We start from the raw sequence: 15,856 nt of genomic DNA, 5'->3' as shown, positions 1-15,856 counted from the left end.
CGCCCCAACCCCTCTCCCGTGAACGGGAGAGGGCTAAGCGCAGTCGTCCAGGCTGAACTCAGCCGCTCGTCTTGCGCGACAGCACCGCGTCCATGGCTTCGCGCAGCAGGGTGCCGGTCACCGGCTTGCGCAGGAAACGATCGAAGCCGGCCGCAGTGGCCTGCGGTTCGGCGTCGGCATCGGCGCGTGCGGTCACCGCGATCAAGGGCTGTGCGAAACCCTGCGAGCGCAGCTGGCGGGCCAGGTCGAGGCCGTTGATGCCGGGCAGGTCGAGATCGAGCAAGGCCAGGTCGAAGTGCCCGGTCGCCACTTCGGTCAAGGCCGCCAGGCCGTTGCCGACATGGGCGACGCGATGCCCCTGCGCGCGCAACAGACCGGCGATGACTTCGGCCACGGTCGCATCGTCTTCGACGAGCAACAGCGACAGCGGCGCGGCGTAGGCGATCGACGCGGATTCGTCGTGCCTGCGCAGCGGCGGCGCGACGTTCTGCAACGGCAGGTCGAAGACGAAACGCGCGCCCTGCCCCGGTTCGCTGTAGACGGTGATGTGGCCGTCCATCGCCGCCGCCAGTTCCTGGCAGATCGCCAGCCCCAGGCCGCTGCCGCCGTAGCGCGCCGCGGTGCGGGCGCCGTCGCCTTGTTCGAAGCGGCGGAACAAGCGGTTCTTCTGTTCTTCGTTGAGGCCGGGGCCGGTGTCGGCGATCTCGAAGCGCACGCCCTGCGGCTGCAACGCTTCCACGCGCAGACTGACCTTGCCTTCGTCGGTGAACTTGATCGCATTGCCGAGCAGATTGAGCAGGATCTGGCAGACCCGGCTGACGTCGCCGCGCAAACCCGCCGGCGCGCCCGATGAGATGTCGATCTCGAACGCGAGGCGGCGCTGGCGCGCCAGCGGCGCCATCAGATTGCAGGCTTCCTCCACCAGCGCACGCAGGTCGAAGGCTTCGTCGGCGAGTTCGAGCTTGCCCGATTCGATCCGCGCCAGGTCCAACGCGTCGTTGACCAGGCGCAGCAAGTGCTCGCCGGCGCGGCGCACCGCCAGGGTGTAGCTGCGCTGGCGATCGTCGAGCGGGGTGTCGAGCAGGAGCTCGCTCATGCCGAGCACACCGGTCATCGGCGTGCGCACTTCATGGCCGAGGGTGGCGAGAAAACGCGTCTTCGCCAGCGAGGCCTGCTTGGCGACTTCGCGTTCGTGTTCGGCGCGCTGCCAGGCCAGGCGGCGGCGCGCACGCCGGCGGTAGGCAAACCAGAGCAGGCCGAGCAGCGACAGCACCAGGGCGATGAAACCGGTGATCGCCCATGGGCTCCACCACCACGGCGAATCGACATGGAAAGCGATGACCTGCACCGGCGTCCACACGTTGTCGGCGCTCTTGGCTTTGACTTCCAGGCGGTAGTCGCCGGGTGCGAGCTGCGAGAAGCTGCGTTCGCCGCTGGCGCCGACATCGACCCAACCGGGATCGTAGTTGCTGAGCCGAAACCGGTAACGGTTGGTCTGTGCATTGTTGAACGACAACAGCCGCGCCACGATGCGGAGGTCGCGATCGCCATCGGCGATCGTAATAGGCGCGATGCCGTCGGCTGTCGTAATGGGCGCGATGCCGTCGGCGATCGTGATCGGCGCGATGCCATCGGCTATGGCGACCCTCGAGATGCCGTCGGCCGTCGTTACAGGAGGAACGCCATCGGACCAAATCCCTTCGAGCGCGATCGACACTCGCTCGACCGCAGCGACCGCGGCCGCCGCATTCGCCACCGGAAACGCGATGCGCTCGTTGCGCCGCCGCACTTCGATGGTTTCGATGATCAGCGGCGGCGCGCGGTCGATCGGCCGCACCACCGCCGGGTCGAACAGGATCAGGCCTTCCGGGCTGCCGACCAGGATGCGGCCGTCGCTCGGGCGCGCCTGCGGCCGTTCCAGGAATTCCTGGCTCGGCAAACCGTCCTTGACCCCGTACACGCGTACCGAACGCAGTTGCGGGTCGACCCGCACCAGGCCCCGTGTGGTGGTCATCCAGACCAAGCCGGCGCTATCGACGATCAGGCCGCGCGCTTCGGTCATCGGCAGGCCGGCGCGAGCGCCGAGACTCGATTCGCGTTGCAGGCGCACGCCGTCCCAGCGATAAGCCTCGAGCGTGCCGAAACCGGCCGCCCACATCCGCGTGCGCCCCTCGAAGGCGAAAGCGTGCACCGGCTGCGCCGGTGAACCCGGCACCGCATCGAAGCGGCGCGCGGCGGCGTCCCAGCGCCACAACCCTTGCGAGCTGGAGACCCACAAGGCGCCGTCGGGGCCGTTACCGCTTTGTTCGAGAACCGCGTCCTTCGGCAGGCCGCGCTCGCCGAAGGCGAACGACTCGCGCACGCGACCGTCGAGATCGCGCGCCTGCAGATCGCCGTCGCTGCCGAGCAGCCAGATCAAGCCTTGGCTTTCGACCAACTCGGCGGTGGTGCCGCCGATGGTCGGATCGCGGGCGCTGTCCAGGCTCCAGTTGCGGTGCGCGCCGGTGGCCGGATCGATGCGCGCCAGGCCGCCGTAATAAGTCACCCAGACCTGGCCGGCGCGATCCTGCAGCACCCGGTCCAGGCCGAGGTTGCCGCTGAATCCCTTGGCGACATGCACGACATGCCCGGTCTCCGGATCGAGGCGGTCGAGCGCGCCGCCGCTGCCGACCAGCCACATATCGCCGCCCTGCGCCGGGGCGATGCCGCGCACGCTGGCGTTGCCCAGGGTCGCGGGGTCGTCGATGCGCCGCGTCAGCACCGAGAACTGGCGCCAGTTCGGCGGCAGATACCACAGGCCGTGGCCGTTGCTGGCGAACCACAGACCGCCCTCGCGATCCTCGTAGGCGCCCGACCAGTTCGGCCGCACCAGGCCCTGGCTGGTGCTGCTGAACAAGGGCACGACCGCAACCCCTTCGGCGTTGCCGATGCCCAGGCCTTCGGGCAGATCGAACCAGTACTGGCCGCTACGATCGCGGCGCAGCACATCGATGATGGTCTTGCCGGGGGCAAAACGCGCCCACGGTTGCGCTTCGTAGCGGCCGTTGGGACGGCGCACGCCGACGCCGTGCGGCGTGCCGAACCAGGCGGTGCCGTCGCTCTCGAAGGTGATGGTGTTGACGATGACCGAGGTCAGCGCTTTGTCGGGTACGCGCTCGAAATCGCGCCCGGTCCAACGCGCCGCGCCGGCCAGCGTACTCACCCACAGCGTGCCGTCGGGGGCGACGCTGAGGTTGGCGATGCCGTCGCTGGGCAGGCTGCGCGGATCGCCTTCGCGGGCCACATAACGGGTGATGCTGCCGTCGGCCGCCATCCGGTGCAGGCCGCCGTGGGCGGTGCCGAACCACAGCGCGCCGTCGGGCGTGGAGGCGATCGACCAGATGTTGTTGTCGCGCAACGCCGGCGTATTGGCCCGGTCGTAGTAGCGGAACTGCTTGCGGTCGGCGTCGAGCATAGCCAGGCCGGACTGGCTGGTGCCGATCCAGACCCGGTTGCGCGCATCGACGTGCACCGCCCACAGGAAGTTGTCGCGCAGGCCTTGTTCGCGCCGCCAGACCCGGTAGCCACTGCCGTCGTAGCGGGCGAGGCCTTCGCTGGTGGCCAGCCACAGATAGCCTTGGCGGTCTTCGGCGATGCGGTTGACGGTGTTGGACGGCAGGCCGTCGGCGACCGTGAGCTGGCGCGGACGCGGCGTCTCGGGCAAGCCGGCCATGGCGGTCGAGATCAAGCCGGGCGGCAGCGCCACGCAAGACAGCGCCGCCACGGTCAGCGCGAACAGCCATCGAATAGTGCGCCGCATCCGAACTCCCTCGCCACAACGCGCGGCGATCCGGGATCGTCGCAATGTGTGTGTTCTCGCGCAAGCGCGGCCGCAGCCAAATCCGTCGCCCATCCGCCCGCGGCCGCGAACGCCGGCGCTGGGTTTACTCGGGCGGCGCGTGCCCCATCGCCGCGGCGACCGCCTCGGCCAGCATCGCGCCGGTCACCGGCTTGCGCAGGAAACGGTCGATGCCGGCCTCGCGCGTCTGCGGCTCGGCGTCCGGATCGGTGCGCGCGGTCACCGCGATCAATGGCCGCTCGAAACCCTGCGCGCGCAACTGCCGCGCCAGGTCCAGGCCGTTGAGCCCGGGCAGGTCGAGATCGAGCAAGGCCAGATCGAAATGCCCGGTCGCCACTTCGGCCAGGGCGGCCAGCCCGTTGGCGACATGGGTCACGCGATGGCCTTGCGCGCGCAGCAGGCCGGCGATGACTTCGGCCACGGTGGCGTCGTCTTCGACGAGCAGGATCGCGCGCGGTTGCGAACGGCGCGTCACCGTCGGCGCGGTCTCCGAATCGGCGCTCGGCGGCGGCGGCGCCACCGGCAGCAGCGGCACGTCGAAGATGAAGCGCGCGCCCTGCCCGGGTTCGCTCTGCACCGCGATATGCCCTTCCATCGCCGCGGCCAGCTCCTGGCAGATCGCCAGGCCCAGGCCGCTGCCGCCGTAACGCGCCGCGGTGCGCGCGCCTTCGGCCTGCTCGAAGCGCCGGAACAGCCGCGTCTTCTGTTCTTCGTTCAAGCCCGGGCCGGTGTCGACGACCTCGAAGCGCACGCCCTGCGGCGCCAGCGCGTCGACGATCAGGCTGACCTTGCCCTGTTCGGTGAACTTGATCGCGTTGCCGAGCAGGTTCAACAGGATCTGACAGACACGGCTCGGATCGCCGCGCAGGCCCTGCGGCGCGCTCGAAGTGATGACGACATCGAAGGCCAGCCCGCGCTGGCGCGCGAGCGGCTGCATCAGCCCGGTGACTTCGTCGACCAGCCCGCGCAGGTCGAACGGCCGGTCTTCGAGTTCGAGCTTGCCCGATTCGATCCGCGCCAGGTCCAGGGCGTCGTTGACCAGCCGTAGCAAGTGCTCGCCGGCGCGGCGGATCGCCTCGGTGTAACTGCGCTGGCGCGGGTCGAGCGGCGTGTCCAGCAGCAACTCGCTCATGCCGAGCACGCCGGTCATCGGCGTGCGCACCTCATGCCCCAGAGTGGCCAGGAAGCGCGTCTTCGCCAACGAGGCCTGTTCGGCGAGTTCGCGTTTGTGCACGGCCAGTTGCCAATCGCTGCGTCGGCCGAGGCGGCGCCGGTACACCAGCGCGCCGATCCCGAGCAGCAGCAGGGCGATCAATACGAAACCGACCTGGGCCCAGGTCGCGCGCCACCACGGCGGCTTGACGTGCAGGGTGAAGGCGACCGGATCGGACCAGATGCCGTCGGCGCCGGCGGCCTTCACCTGCAATCGGTATTCGCCCGGCTCCAGACGCGAGAACACGCGCTCGCCGTTGGCGCGCTGCTCGATCCAGTCCGGGTCGTAGCCACCGAGCTTGAAGCGATAGGTATGCGAGCGCGGATCGAGGAAGGACATCAGCCGCGCGACCACGCGGAAATCGCGATCGTCGGATTCCAGTTGCACGGTGTCGTGCTGGACCGGCAACGACCACTCGTCCTCTTCGCGGCGCACGCTCAGGCTTTCCAGCGACAGCCGCGGCGGCCGCGAACGCGGGAACGGCGTATTGAGATCGAACAGCACCAGGCCGTCGAGCGACAAGGACGCGGCGATGCCCTTGGCGCCGCGCTGCGGCGCAGTGCGGTTCAACTCGACGTTGGGAATGCCGTCGCCCAGGCCGAACAGACGCAGGCGCTTGTCCTTCGGCGAGACCAGCAGCAAACCGCGCGAGGTGGTCGCCCAGACCATGCCGGCGTCGCTGACCAGCAAGCCGGACACGCTGGTGTCGGGATAACCGGCGCTGTTGTCGATGCGTTGCTCGAACGCAAGCTGGCCTTCGGCCCAGCGATACGATTCCAGCGCGCCATTGCGCGCGATCCACAACCGATGCGGGCCGGCGAAGGCCATCGCCTGGACGTCGCCGAACGCGCCGCCAGGCACGGCGACGAAGCGCTTGCCGTCCCAACGCAGCAAACCGGCGGTACCGGCGAACCAGGGCTGCTCCTCGGGGCCGACCACGAAGGTCGCGGCGCCGGTGGTGAAACCGGCGGTGGAGAACACGCGCTCGATCTCGCCGGACGGCAGGCGCTCGCCGGCGGCGTTGTAACGGCGCGCACTGCCGTCGGAGAACCACAGCCACAGACCGCCGTCGGGCAGTTCGTGCAGGAACCACACCGTGGTGCCGAGTTCGCCGGCGCCGAACGGCCAGTTGCGCGCTTGGCGCGTGGCCGGGTCGAACAGGCTCAAGCCGCTGGAATGACCGATCCACAGCTTGCCGTCGGGCCGCAGATACAGGGTATGCATCCACTTCAGGCCGAGCTGTTGGTTGTCGGCGACCGGTTCCAGCACGCGCGCATCGCGGCGCAGGCGATACAGGTCGGTCGCCGACAGCATCCAGAAGCCGCCCTCGCCGTCGGGCGCGATGTCGCGCACGTCGAGGCGGTCGATCTGGATGCCGCCGACCGAGGTGATCGAAGCGAAACGATTCCAGTCCGGGGGCAGATAAACCAGCCCCTGCGAATAGGTCACCAGCCACAGCCCGCCTTCGCCGTCGCGCAGCATCTGCTGCAGGCCGCTGCGCCGATCCCAGATGCCGTCGCCGGCATCGTCCTGCAACAAACGCGCCTCGCCGTTGCGGTCGACGCGGTAGAGGCCGGCGGTGGTGCCGATCCAGCGTCCGCCGGATTGATCGCCGACGACGATGGCATTGGTGGTCTGCTCGCCGAGCGCCCACGGCGCCGCGGTCATGCGGTCGTCGGTGCCGAGCCGGAACAGGCCGCGCTGGCTGCCGACCCAGATCGAACCGTCGGTTTCGCGCGACAGCTCGCCGATGCGCACGCCGGCAGTCTCGTCGCGGCCGATCGGGCCGAAGCGGCCGCGCTCGAAGCGCACCAGGCCGTGCATGGTGCCGACCAGCAAGCGGCCGTGATCGTCGCTGAGCAAGGCCGTCACCGGCCCCGGCGGCAGGCGTTCGCCGGCGCCGACGCCGGGGGTGTAGCGCGACAAGCGGCCATCGGCGTCGATGCGGCACATCTCGCCGTCGTAGGTCGCGGTCCAGATCGCGCCGTCGGGGGTGCCGGTCATGTACGAGACATCGTCGCTGCACGAAGCGTCCTGGCCTTCGAAGACGACGCGGACGAATTCCTTGCGATCGCTGCCGAGCCAGCTCAGTCCGTCGCGGCTGGCGACCCAGACGCGGTCGCGGCCATCGACGTAGACGTCTTCGATCATATTGTCCGGCAGCGAACCGGACAGGCCGATGATGTGGCGCCAGACCGTGAATTCGACACCGTCGTAGCGCGCCAGGCCGTCTTCGGTCGCGATCCACAGATAGCCCTGGCGGTCCAGGTCCATGCTCACGACCGACTTCGGCAGCCCCTGTTCCTGGCCGTAACGGCGGAAACGCGGCGTTTCGGGAAGGCGTGCCTCTGCCTGCATGGCGAACAGCAACATCAGCAGACACAGACAACGTCCCAGCACGGGTTCCTCCTGGACCGCGAGCGAAGCCCCGGTGCGGTCGAACGCTATCGTCGCAACGGCTTCGAGCAGGCGCAAGCGCGGCTCATTGTGCGACATCCATCCGGTTCATCGAAACGCCCGGAGCGACTGCGCGGGCCGCAACTGCGCATCGTGTCACGATTGCGTGCGTGCCGGCGCTGCAGCGATCAATGCTTCGCCGCCTGCACCGCGGCCACAGTGTCGGCGAGCATCGCGCCGGTCACCGGCTTGCGCAGGAAGCGATCGAAGCCGGCCTCGCTCGCCTGCGGCTCGGCATCGGCATCGGCGCGCGCGGTCACCGCGACCAAAGGCGCCGCAAACCCTTGCGCACGCAGTTGCCGGGCCAGGTCGAGGCCGGTGATGCCGGGCAGGTCGAGGTCGAGCAAGGCCAGGTCGAAATGCGCCGTGGTCACTTCGGCAAGCGCCGCCAGACCATTGGCCACGTGCGTCACCCGGTGGCCCTGGGCGCGCAGCAGGCCGGCGATCACTTCGGCCACGGTCGGGTCGTCTTCGACGAGCAGCAAGGCCAGCGGACCGACCTGCGGCCCCCGCGTCGCGGTCTCGGGCGATTTCGTGCTCGCCGGCGGCTCGGCGTTCGGCAACGGCAGCTCGAAGACGAAATGCGCACCCTGGCCGGGTTCGCTGTGCACGGCGATATGCCCTTCCATCGCCGCCGCCAGCTCCTGGCAGATCGCCAGGCCCAAGCCGCTGCCGCCGTAGCGCGCCGCGGTGCGCGCGCCGTCGGCCTGCTCGAAGCGGCGGAACAATCGCGCCTTCTGTTCCTCGTTCAAGCCCGGGCCGGTGTCGGCGACCTCGAAACGCACGCCCTGCGGCGCCAGCGCGTCGACGATCAGGCTGACCTTGCCCTGTTCGGTGAACTTGATCGCGTTGCCGAGCAGGTTCAGCAGAATCTGGCAGACGCGGCTGGCATCGCCGCGCAGGCCGCGCGGCGCGCTCGGCGCGATCAGCACTTCGAAGGCGAGCCCGCGTTGCTGCGCGAGCGGCCTCATCAGCTCGGCGGCCTGTTCGATCAGGGCGCGCAGATCGAAGGACTCGTCGGCGAGTTCGAGCTTGCCCGATTCGATCCGGGCCAGGTCCAGGGCGTCGTTGACCAGGCGCAGCAAATGCTGGCCGGCGCGCAGGATCGATTCGGTGTAGCCGCGCTGGCGCTCGTTCAAGGGCGTATCCAGCAGCAACTCGCTCATGCCGAGCACGCCGGTCATCGGCGTGCGCACTTCATGACCGAGGGTGGCGAGAAAACGCGTCTTCGCCAGCGAGGCCTGCTTGGCGACTTCGCGTTCGTGCTCGGCGGCCTGCCAGGACAGCCGGCGTTGCAGGCGGCGCCGGTACGAGGCGGCGATCCACCACACCAGCAAGGCGACCAGCCCGGCCAACGCCGCCAGCGCCGGCGGCGTGCGCCACCACGGCGGGCGCACGTTGAATTCGAGGGTGCGCTCGACCGCGGCGTTGCCGTTGGCGTCGACCGCGCGCGCATGCAGCACGTAGCTGCCCGACGGCAGACCGGCGAACACGCGCTCGCCGCTGTTGCCGACCGACACCCAATCGCTGTCGTAGCCTTCCAGGCGGGTGTAGTAGCGATTGGCCTGCGGATCGTCGAACGACAGCAGGCGCAGTTGCACGCGCATCTCGCGGTCGTCCGGCGCCAGCGACGGAATCGTCGCGTAGCGCGCCGCGCGCGTCGCCCCCGCCGGCAGGGACGAGCCCTGCAGCGGCAATGGCACCCAGCGCCCGTGCCGGCGCACGTCGAGCTGATGCCACTGCAGGCGCGGCTGGCGCGGCGGCGGGTCGGCCAGTTCGGTATCGACCAACACCACGCTGCCGTCCGACAGCGCCGAGGCGAGCACGCCGCCGGGGGTCATGGTCGAACCGCGGCGGATGAATTCCTGGCTGCTCATGCCGTTCTGCACGCCGAAGTGACGCAGTTGCCGGTGCTTGGGGTCCCAGCGGAACAGGCCGCGCGAGGTCGGCATCCAGATGCGGCCGAGGCGGTCGCGGAACAGGTCGGTGGCCTCGACCGCGGGAATGCCCTCGGCGACGCCGATCTGCGCTTGCAGGCGCCACTGCTTGCCGTCGCGGCGATAATGCTCGAGTCCCTTGAGGGTCTGCAGCCACAGACTGTCGGCAGCGTCGAAAACGAAGCCGAACACGCGCTCGCGAGGCAGGCCCTGCACCGATTGCATGCGGTTGCCGGCGGCATCGTGACGCAACATGCCCTGCCCCGAGGCGACCCACAGCACGCCGTCGGGCGCGAGCTTCATCGAGCCCAGGTCGCCGACGCCGATGCCCTGCTCGGGCCCGACCAGGATCGTCGACAGGACCTTGCCGGTGTCGGTGTCGCGCTGCTGCAGGCCCTGGGTCAGGAACGAAATCCACAGCGTGCCGTCGCGCGCGATCAGCATCCGCTCGGGTTCGCCGTTGAGCGCAGGCTCGGGCGTGTCCACGGTCCAGTCGCGCCAGACCCCGGAAGGATCGATCCGCACCACGCTGTTGCGGCTGGTCGCGACCCACAACCGGCCCTTGCGATCTTCGACCGCGGCATTGGGCACGCTGTGGCCGATCGAATCGTGCGGCCCGTCGCTGACCGGCTCGACCACGCCATCGGCGCCGAGGCGTTCGATTTCGCCGCGCGCGCCGAGCAGCCACAACCCGCCGCTCGCCGACGGCGCCAACGATGGATAGAGCTCGCTCGACAAGGTGCCGCGCTCGCGCGAGTACTGAGCGATGCGGCGCCAGTCCGAACGCAGATAGCCCACGCCGGTGCCTGCGAACGGAAACCAGAACGAACCGTCTTCCTGGCCGACGATCTGCTGCACCGGCCGCGCCGGCCGCGCCGGGCCGAGCGTCGCCGGCACCGGCACCGCGTTCGGCGCGACCCGCCAGATGCTGCGCTGGGTGCCGAGCCAGAAGTTGCCGCCGCGGTCGGGCGCCAGGGTCAGCACCGCATTGAGATGGCCGAACATCACCGAATAGTCGGGATCGGTCCAGCGGCCGTCGCCTTCGCGCCGGTACAGGCCGGTCTTGGTGCCGACCCAGAGTTGATCGCCGACCGGGGTGACCGAGAAGATCCACGGCGCCGGCTCTTCGCCGGGCACGGCGACGCGTTCGAAATCGCTGCCGGTCCAGCGCGCCAGCCCCTTGAAGGTGCCGACCCACAGATCGCCGCGGCCGTCGTAGGCCAGCGACAGCACCGTTTCCGCCGGCAGGCTGCGCAGGTCGCCGGGCTTGGGCACGAATCGGGTGATGCGGCCGTCGCGATCGAGCCGATGCAGGCCGCCGCCGTAGGTACCGAACCAGACCTCGCCGTTGCGGCTGGCGACGGCGAAGGTGTCGTCGCTGCCGATCTCGGGGCGCTCGGCCTGGCGGTAATGGACGAAGCCCTCGCGCTTGCTGTCCATCATGCTCAGGCCGCGGCCCTCGGCCGCGACCCAGATGCGGTCGCGATCGTCGACCGAAACCAGGGTCAGGTCGTTGCCGGGCAGCGAAGCCGGGTCGCCGGGCGTATGCCGCCAGACCTTCATGCCGATGCCGTCGTAACGCGCCAGGCCGTCGGTCGTGGCCAGCCACAGGTAGCCGGCGTGGTCGAAAGCCATGCCGTTGACCTTGCTCGACGGCAGCCCGTCGGCAACGCCGATGATGCGCGCGCGCGGCACTTCGGGCACGGCCGCCCCGGCCGCCCAAGAGGCGCCCAGGCACAGACAGGCGGTTAGCAGCGCTCGCAGCATTCGGTTCCTTCCCCGGGTGGAACGCGGCGTCCCAGCGCCCGTCTTGTTCGTTCCGTCGGGCACTAGGCTCGGCGATACCGCCTGTACGAAGCAAGAGGCACGTCTCGCGGAGGCCGAACTCCCTGGCGGGCGGGCGGTCGAAACGGATCGTTGCGCGTGCTTAGACACGACTTTGCGCGGCTGTGCCTAGAATCCTCCCGAACCTTGCCGGAGCCGTCATGCCTCTCACCCGCCGTTGCGCCGTCGTCCCCGTCGCGCTGGCCGTCCTGCCGCTCACGCTGGCGGCGGCCGCAGCGCACGCGGCCGAGCCGCAGCGCTACGGCCTGGACCCGGTGCACACGCGAGTGATGTTCGCGGTCTCGCATGCCGGCTTCTCCCAGGCCATCGGCACGGTGTCCGGCGCCAGCGGCAGCTTGTTATTCGACCGCGACGACTGGCGCAGCGCCAGGCTCGAGGTCAGCGTGCCGTTGGCCCGGCTCGACCTCGGCGACGCCAAGTGGAACGCCGCCACCCTCGCCGCCAACCTGCTCGACGGCAAGCGCCACCCGCTCGCCCGGTTCGTTTCCGAAACCGTCGAGCCGCTGCCGGGCGAGGGCGAACACCCGTCCGACCGGGCCCGGGTCTGTGGCGCCCTGAGCCTGCACGGCGTCACCCGCCCGCTGTGCATGGACGTGCGTCTGAATGCCTATAAGCGCCATCCGCTGCCGCCGTTCCGCCACACCGCCGGCTTCTCGGCGACCGCGCGCCTGAGCCGCGCCGAGTTCGGCATCGACGCCTGGAAGTCGGTGATCGGCGACGAGGTCGAGCTGCGCATCGAAGCCGAAGCGGTGCGCAACCGGCATCTCGATGCCGAGCCCGGCGCCCCGGCCGACAGCAAACCGATTCCCGACCCAGGCGCGCCGCCGCCTTCGCCGACCGACACCCCGCCCAACCCCTCTTCCAGCGCAGCCACGCCCGAACCGGAGCCCCGCCGATGACTCTCAAGAACACCGCCGACCGCTGGGGTCCGATCAGCCAGTTGCTGCACTGGGCGGTCGTGCTGTTGATCGCCGCCATCGCCATCATCGGCCTGACCATGACCGACATGAGCAACGGCCCGTCGAAGATCAAGATCTACGCGCTGCACAAGTCGCTGGGCCTGACCCTGTTGAGTCTGGTCGTGCTGCGCCTGCTGTGGCGCTTCTATGCCGGCACCCCACGCCCGGTCGCGGGCACGCCGCACTGGCAGGAGCGCATCGCCTCGCTGACCCATTGGGCCTTGTACGCGCTGATGTTCGCCCTGCCGATCTCCGGCTGGGTGTTCAACTCTTCTTCCGGTTACCCGCTGCAGTATTTCGGCTGGTTCAACCTGCCGCGCATCGCCGAACGCAGCGAAGACCTGTCGCGCCTGAGCCACGACATCCACGAATACGGCTTCTGGCTGCTGCTCGCCCTGGTCCTGGCGCATGCCGGCGCCGCCTTCTATCACCACCTGTTCCAGAACGACGCCACCCTGACGCGGATGCTGCCGGGCCGTCGCAAACCGCAGCCCGTCCCGGCCGCCTCGCCTTCCCCCTCTCTTTCGCAAGTTCCGGAGCACCCCGATGCCGATTAAATCCCTCGCCCTGGCCGGCCTGCTGTTCGCCGCCACCGCGCCCGCATTCGCCGCCGACTACGTCCAGCAGACCGGTTCCAGCCTGACCTTCGCCACCAAGTACCAGGGCGAAGTCTTCGCCGGTAACTTTCCCGGCTTCACCGCCCGCCTGAGCTTCGATCCGGCGCAGCTGAACACCTCCAAGCTCGACGTGGTGATCCCGCTGGCCGGCGCCAACACCAAGAACAGCGAGCGCGACGACACCCTGAAGGGCGTGGATTTCTTCAGCATCGCCAAGTTTCCGCAGGCCCGTTTCACCGCGACCAAGTTCCGCAGCCTGGGCGGCAACAACTACGCCGCCGACGGCAGCCTCAACCTGCGCGGCGCGACCAAGCCGGTCACCCTGACCTTCACCTGGGCCGCGGGCGCCAAGCCGGTGTTGACCGGCAAGGCCACCGTCAAGCGCCTGGACTTCGGCGTGGGCGGGGGCGATTGGGCCGACACCTCGATCATCCCGAACGAAGTCGCGGTCAGCACCAAGGTGATCTTCGCCCCGGCGAAGTGAGTTCGTGGGCGGCGCGCGGTAGCGAGCGTGAGGCAGGCATCAGCCGTTGCCGTGATTTTGATCTGCTTTGCCGTTTTTCCGGTCAAGTGGAGACCCGGAGGGCGGCGCACAGGACGTGCGCCGTTTTCCGATAAGACAGGGACGTCTTATCGGAAAATCCCGGCGCCGGCATCGCACTCGTGGCCTGTGCCCTTGCAAGGAGAGCCCTTTTCTTTGGTTAGCTTTCTTTTGGGCTTAGCAAAAGAAAGTAACCCGGCCGCGTAGCGGGCGGAAGCTCTGCACTTGCTTGTGACTTCTCGATGAGAAGCAAGATCAAACGCCTAAAGCTTCCGCCACTAAAGCGGCGGGTAACTTTCTTTTGTCTAAAGCAACAAAAGAAAGTAACCAAAGAAAAATGCTTTTCTTTGAATCACAAGCCCGCACGAGCGATGCCGACGCAGGGCTTTTTCATACGGGACATCCCTGTCCCGATAAAAAACGGCGCGCATCCCTGCGCGCCGCCCTCCGGGTCTTCGATTGCCTTCGCTAGTGCTCGGCTGCGCACAGCAACAGCAACAGCCGTGGCCGTGGCCGTGGCCGTGGCCGTGGAAGAACATCAAATCCGGATTTCAATAATGTCCACGCTGAGGAGCGTGTGGTCGCTCAGCCCCCGGCACACGACAGCCGAGAACCAGTAGACGCAAACCGATCCCTCATTCCTCACCCGTCCGCCCCAACAACAGCGCCACCGCCGCCGCATCGAACGGCCAATCCAACTCCACCCCACCCGCCTCATCCCGCAAAACCGGCACCCGCATCCCGTACAGCGCCTCCAGGCCCTCGTCCTCGTCGATGAAGACGCTCTCGAACTCGGGCGCGCGCGCCTGCGCCAGCACCTCCAGCGCGAGATCGCACAGGTGGCAGTCGTCGCGCTGGAACAGGGTCAAGGCAGGAGCGGTCGTGATCACGGCAATGCGGCGCAGTATGGCGTCGGGAACAGGTCGACCTGCGTAGAATAAGCGGCTCCGCGCCTCCCGCGGCATCGCGGTCCGGATGCCGGCGGCGCGCGGTCCGCCAGCATCGTCCGACTTCTTCCTTCGTTGGAGCAGCAAGCCCGTGGCAGTCAGCAGTTTCGACCTGTTCAAGATCGGCATCGGCCCGAGCTCGTCCCACACCGTCGGCCCGATGCGCGCCGCCGCGCGCTTCATCGAGCGCTGGCTCATCGAAGGCTGCAACAGCGAAGCCGAAGGCGCCGACCTCGCCCGCACCGCGCGCGTGCGCGCCGAAGTGTTCGGCTCGCTCGCGCTGACCGGCCGCGGCCACGGCACCGACAAGGCCGTGCTGATGGGGCTGGAAGGCCATTGGCCGAACCTGATCGATCCCGACATCATCCCGGCCGCGCTCGAACGCATCCGCAGCACCAAGCGCATCCGTTTGTTCGGCCGCCACGAGATCGGCTTCGACGAGAAGCACGATCTGATCATGAACAAGCGCCAGAAGCTGCCGTTCCACACCAACGGCATGCGCTTCACCGCCTACGACGCGGCCGGCGAAGTCATCGCCACGCGCGACTACTACTCGGTCGGCGGCGGCTTCGTGGTCAACCAGGACGAAGCGGCCGAAGACCGCATCGTCGCCGACACCACCGACCAGCCCTATCCCTTTCATTCCGGCGACGAGCTGTTGGCGCAGGCGCAACGCAGCGGCCTCAGCATCGCCGAGATGATGATGGCCAACGAGCGGGTCTGGCGCAGCACCGAAGAAATCAACGACGGCCTCGACGCGATCTGGACCGCGATGCAGTCTTGCGTCGCGCGCGGCATCCGCGAAACCGGCACCCTGCCCGGCGGCCTGCACGTTTCGCGCCGCGCGCCGGCCTTGTTCGACGAACTGTCGAGCAAGCCCGAAGCGGCGATGCGCGATCCGCTGACCGTGCTCGACTGGGTCAACCTGTACGCACTCGCGGTCAACGAAGAGAACGCCGCCGGCGGGCGCGTCGTCACCGCCCCGACCAACGGCGCCGCCGGCATCATCCCCTCGGTGCTGCACTACTACGACCGCTTCTGCCCTGGCGCCAACCTGCAGGGCGTGCGCAATTTCCTGCTGACCGCGGCCGCGGTCGGCATCCTGTACAAGGAAAACGCCTCGATCAGCGGCGCCGAAGTCGGCTGCCAGGGCGAGGTCGGCGTGGCTTGTTCGATGGCCGCGGCGGGTTTGGTCGGCGCCCTCGGCGGCACCCCGAGCCAGATCGAGAACGCCGCCGAAATCGGCATGGAGCACAACCTCGGCCTGACCTGCGACCCGATCGGCGGCCTGGTGCAGATTCCCTGCATCGAGCGCAACGCGATGGGCGCGGTCAAGGCGATCAACGCCTACCGCATGGCCATGCGCGGCGATGGCAAGCACAAGGTCAGCCTCGACAAGGTCATCAAGACCATGCGCGACACCGGCCGCGACATGCAGGACAAGTACAAGGAAACCTCGCGCGGCGGCCTGGCGGTCAACGTCATCGAGTGCTGAGGCACGG

The 15,856-nt window shown here is 68.8% G+C and carries 8 protein-coding genes; 4 read left to right on the top strand and 4 right to left on the bottom strand.

Annotated elements, in window-relative coordinates:
• Positions 1 to 58: 58 nt before the first annotated feature.
• From ACKN61_RS06805 to ACKN61_RS06795, 3 genes are all read right to left on the bottom strand, one after another.
• Positions 59 to 3,799, bottom strand: coding sequence for an ATP-binding protein (locus ACKN61_RS06805; RefSeq protein ID WP_408952848.1), 3,741 nt, complete (start codon positions 3,797 to 3,799; stop codon positions 59 to 61).
• 124 nt (positions 3,800 to 3,923) lie between these two features.
• Positions 3,924 to 7,547 carry an ATP-binding protein gene (locus ACKN61_RS06800; RefSeq protein WP_408952847.1) on the bottom strand — a complete coding sequence of 1,208 codons (3,624 nt, stop codon included), beginning with the start codon at positions 7,545 to 7,547 and terminating at the stop codon, positions 3,924 to 3,926.
• A gap of 89 nt (positions 7,548 to 7,636) precedes the next feature.
• On the bottom strand, positions 7,637 to 11,212 hold the full coding sequence (locus ACKN61_RS06795; protein ID WP_408952846.1) for an ATP-binding protein: 3,576 nt from the start codon (positions 11,210 to 11,212) through the stop codon (positions 7,637 to 7,639).
• A 218-nt stretch (positions 11,213 to 11,430) separates the two neighbouring features.
• On the opposite strand from ACKN61_RS06795, the gene ACKN61_RS06790 reads away from it, so the two are divergent.
• Genes ACKN61_RS06790 through ACKN61_RS06780 form a run of 3 tightly spaced genes read left to right on the top strand, consistent with a single transcriptional unit; the run spans position 11,431 to position 13,350 of the window.
• Positions 11,431 to 12,189, top strand: a complete 759-nt coding sequence (locus tag ACKN61_RS06790) for a YceI family protein (protein ID WP_408952845.1) — start codon at positions 11,431 to 11,433, stop codon at positions 12,187 to 12,189.
• Positions 12,186 to 12,806, top strand: coding sequence for a cytochrome b (locus ACKN61_RS06785; RefSeq protein ID WP_408952844.1), 621 nt, complete (start codon positions 12,186 to 12,188; stop codon positions 12,804 to 12,806). Before ACKN61_RS06790 ends, ACKN61_RS06785 begins: the two co-directional genes overlap by 4 nt.
• On the top strand, positions 12,796 to 13,350 hold the full coding sequence (locus ACKN61_RS06780; RefSeq protein ID WP_408952843.1) for a YceI family protein: 555 nt from the start codon (positions 12,796 to 12,798) through the stop codon (positions 13,348 to 13,350). Before ACKN61_RS06785 ends, ACKN61_RS06780 begins: the two co-directional genes overlap by 11 nt.
• 692 nt (positions 13,351 to 14,042) lie before the next feature.
• On the opposite strand, the gene ACKN61_RS06775 is transcribed toward ACKN61_RS06780, so the two are convergent.
• The gene (locus ACKN61_RS06775) at positions 14,043 to 14,276 is read right to left on the bottom strand and encodes a glutaredoxin family protein (protein ID WP_036149863.1); all 234 of its coding nucleotides are present in this window, start codon (positions 14,274 to 14,276) and stop codon (positions 14,043 to 14,045) included.
• A gap of 169 nt (positions 14,277 to 14,445) precedes the next feature.
• On the opposite strand from ACKN61_RS06775, the gene ACKN61_RS06770 reads away from it, so the two are divergent.
• Positions 14,446 to 15,849, top strand: a complete 1,404-nt coding sequence (locus ACKN61_RS06770; protein ID WP_408952842.1) for an L-serine ammonia-lyase — start codon at positions 14,446 to 14,448, stop codon at positions 15,847 to 15,849.
• Positions 15,850 to 15,856: the final 7 nt, after the last annotated feature.

Origin of the sequence: Lysobacter sp. Hz25, assembly GCF_046097045.1 — a bacterium.
Classification (GTDB): Bacteria; Pseudomonadota; Gammaproteobacteria; order Xanthomonadales; family Xanthomonadaceae; genus Lysobacter; species Lysobacter antibioticus_B.
This window is presented reverse-complemented; position numbering and strand designations above follow the sequence as displayed.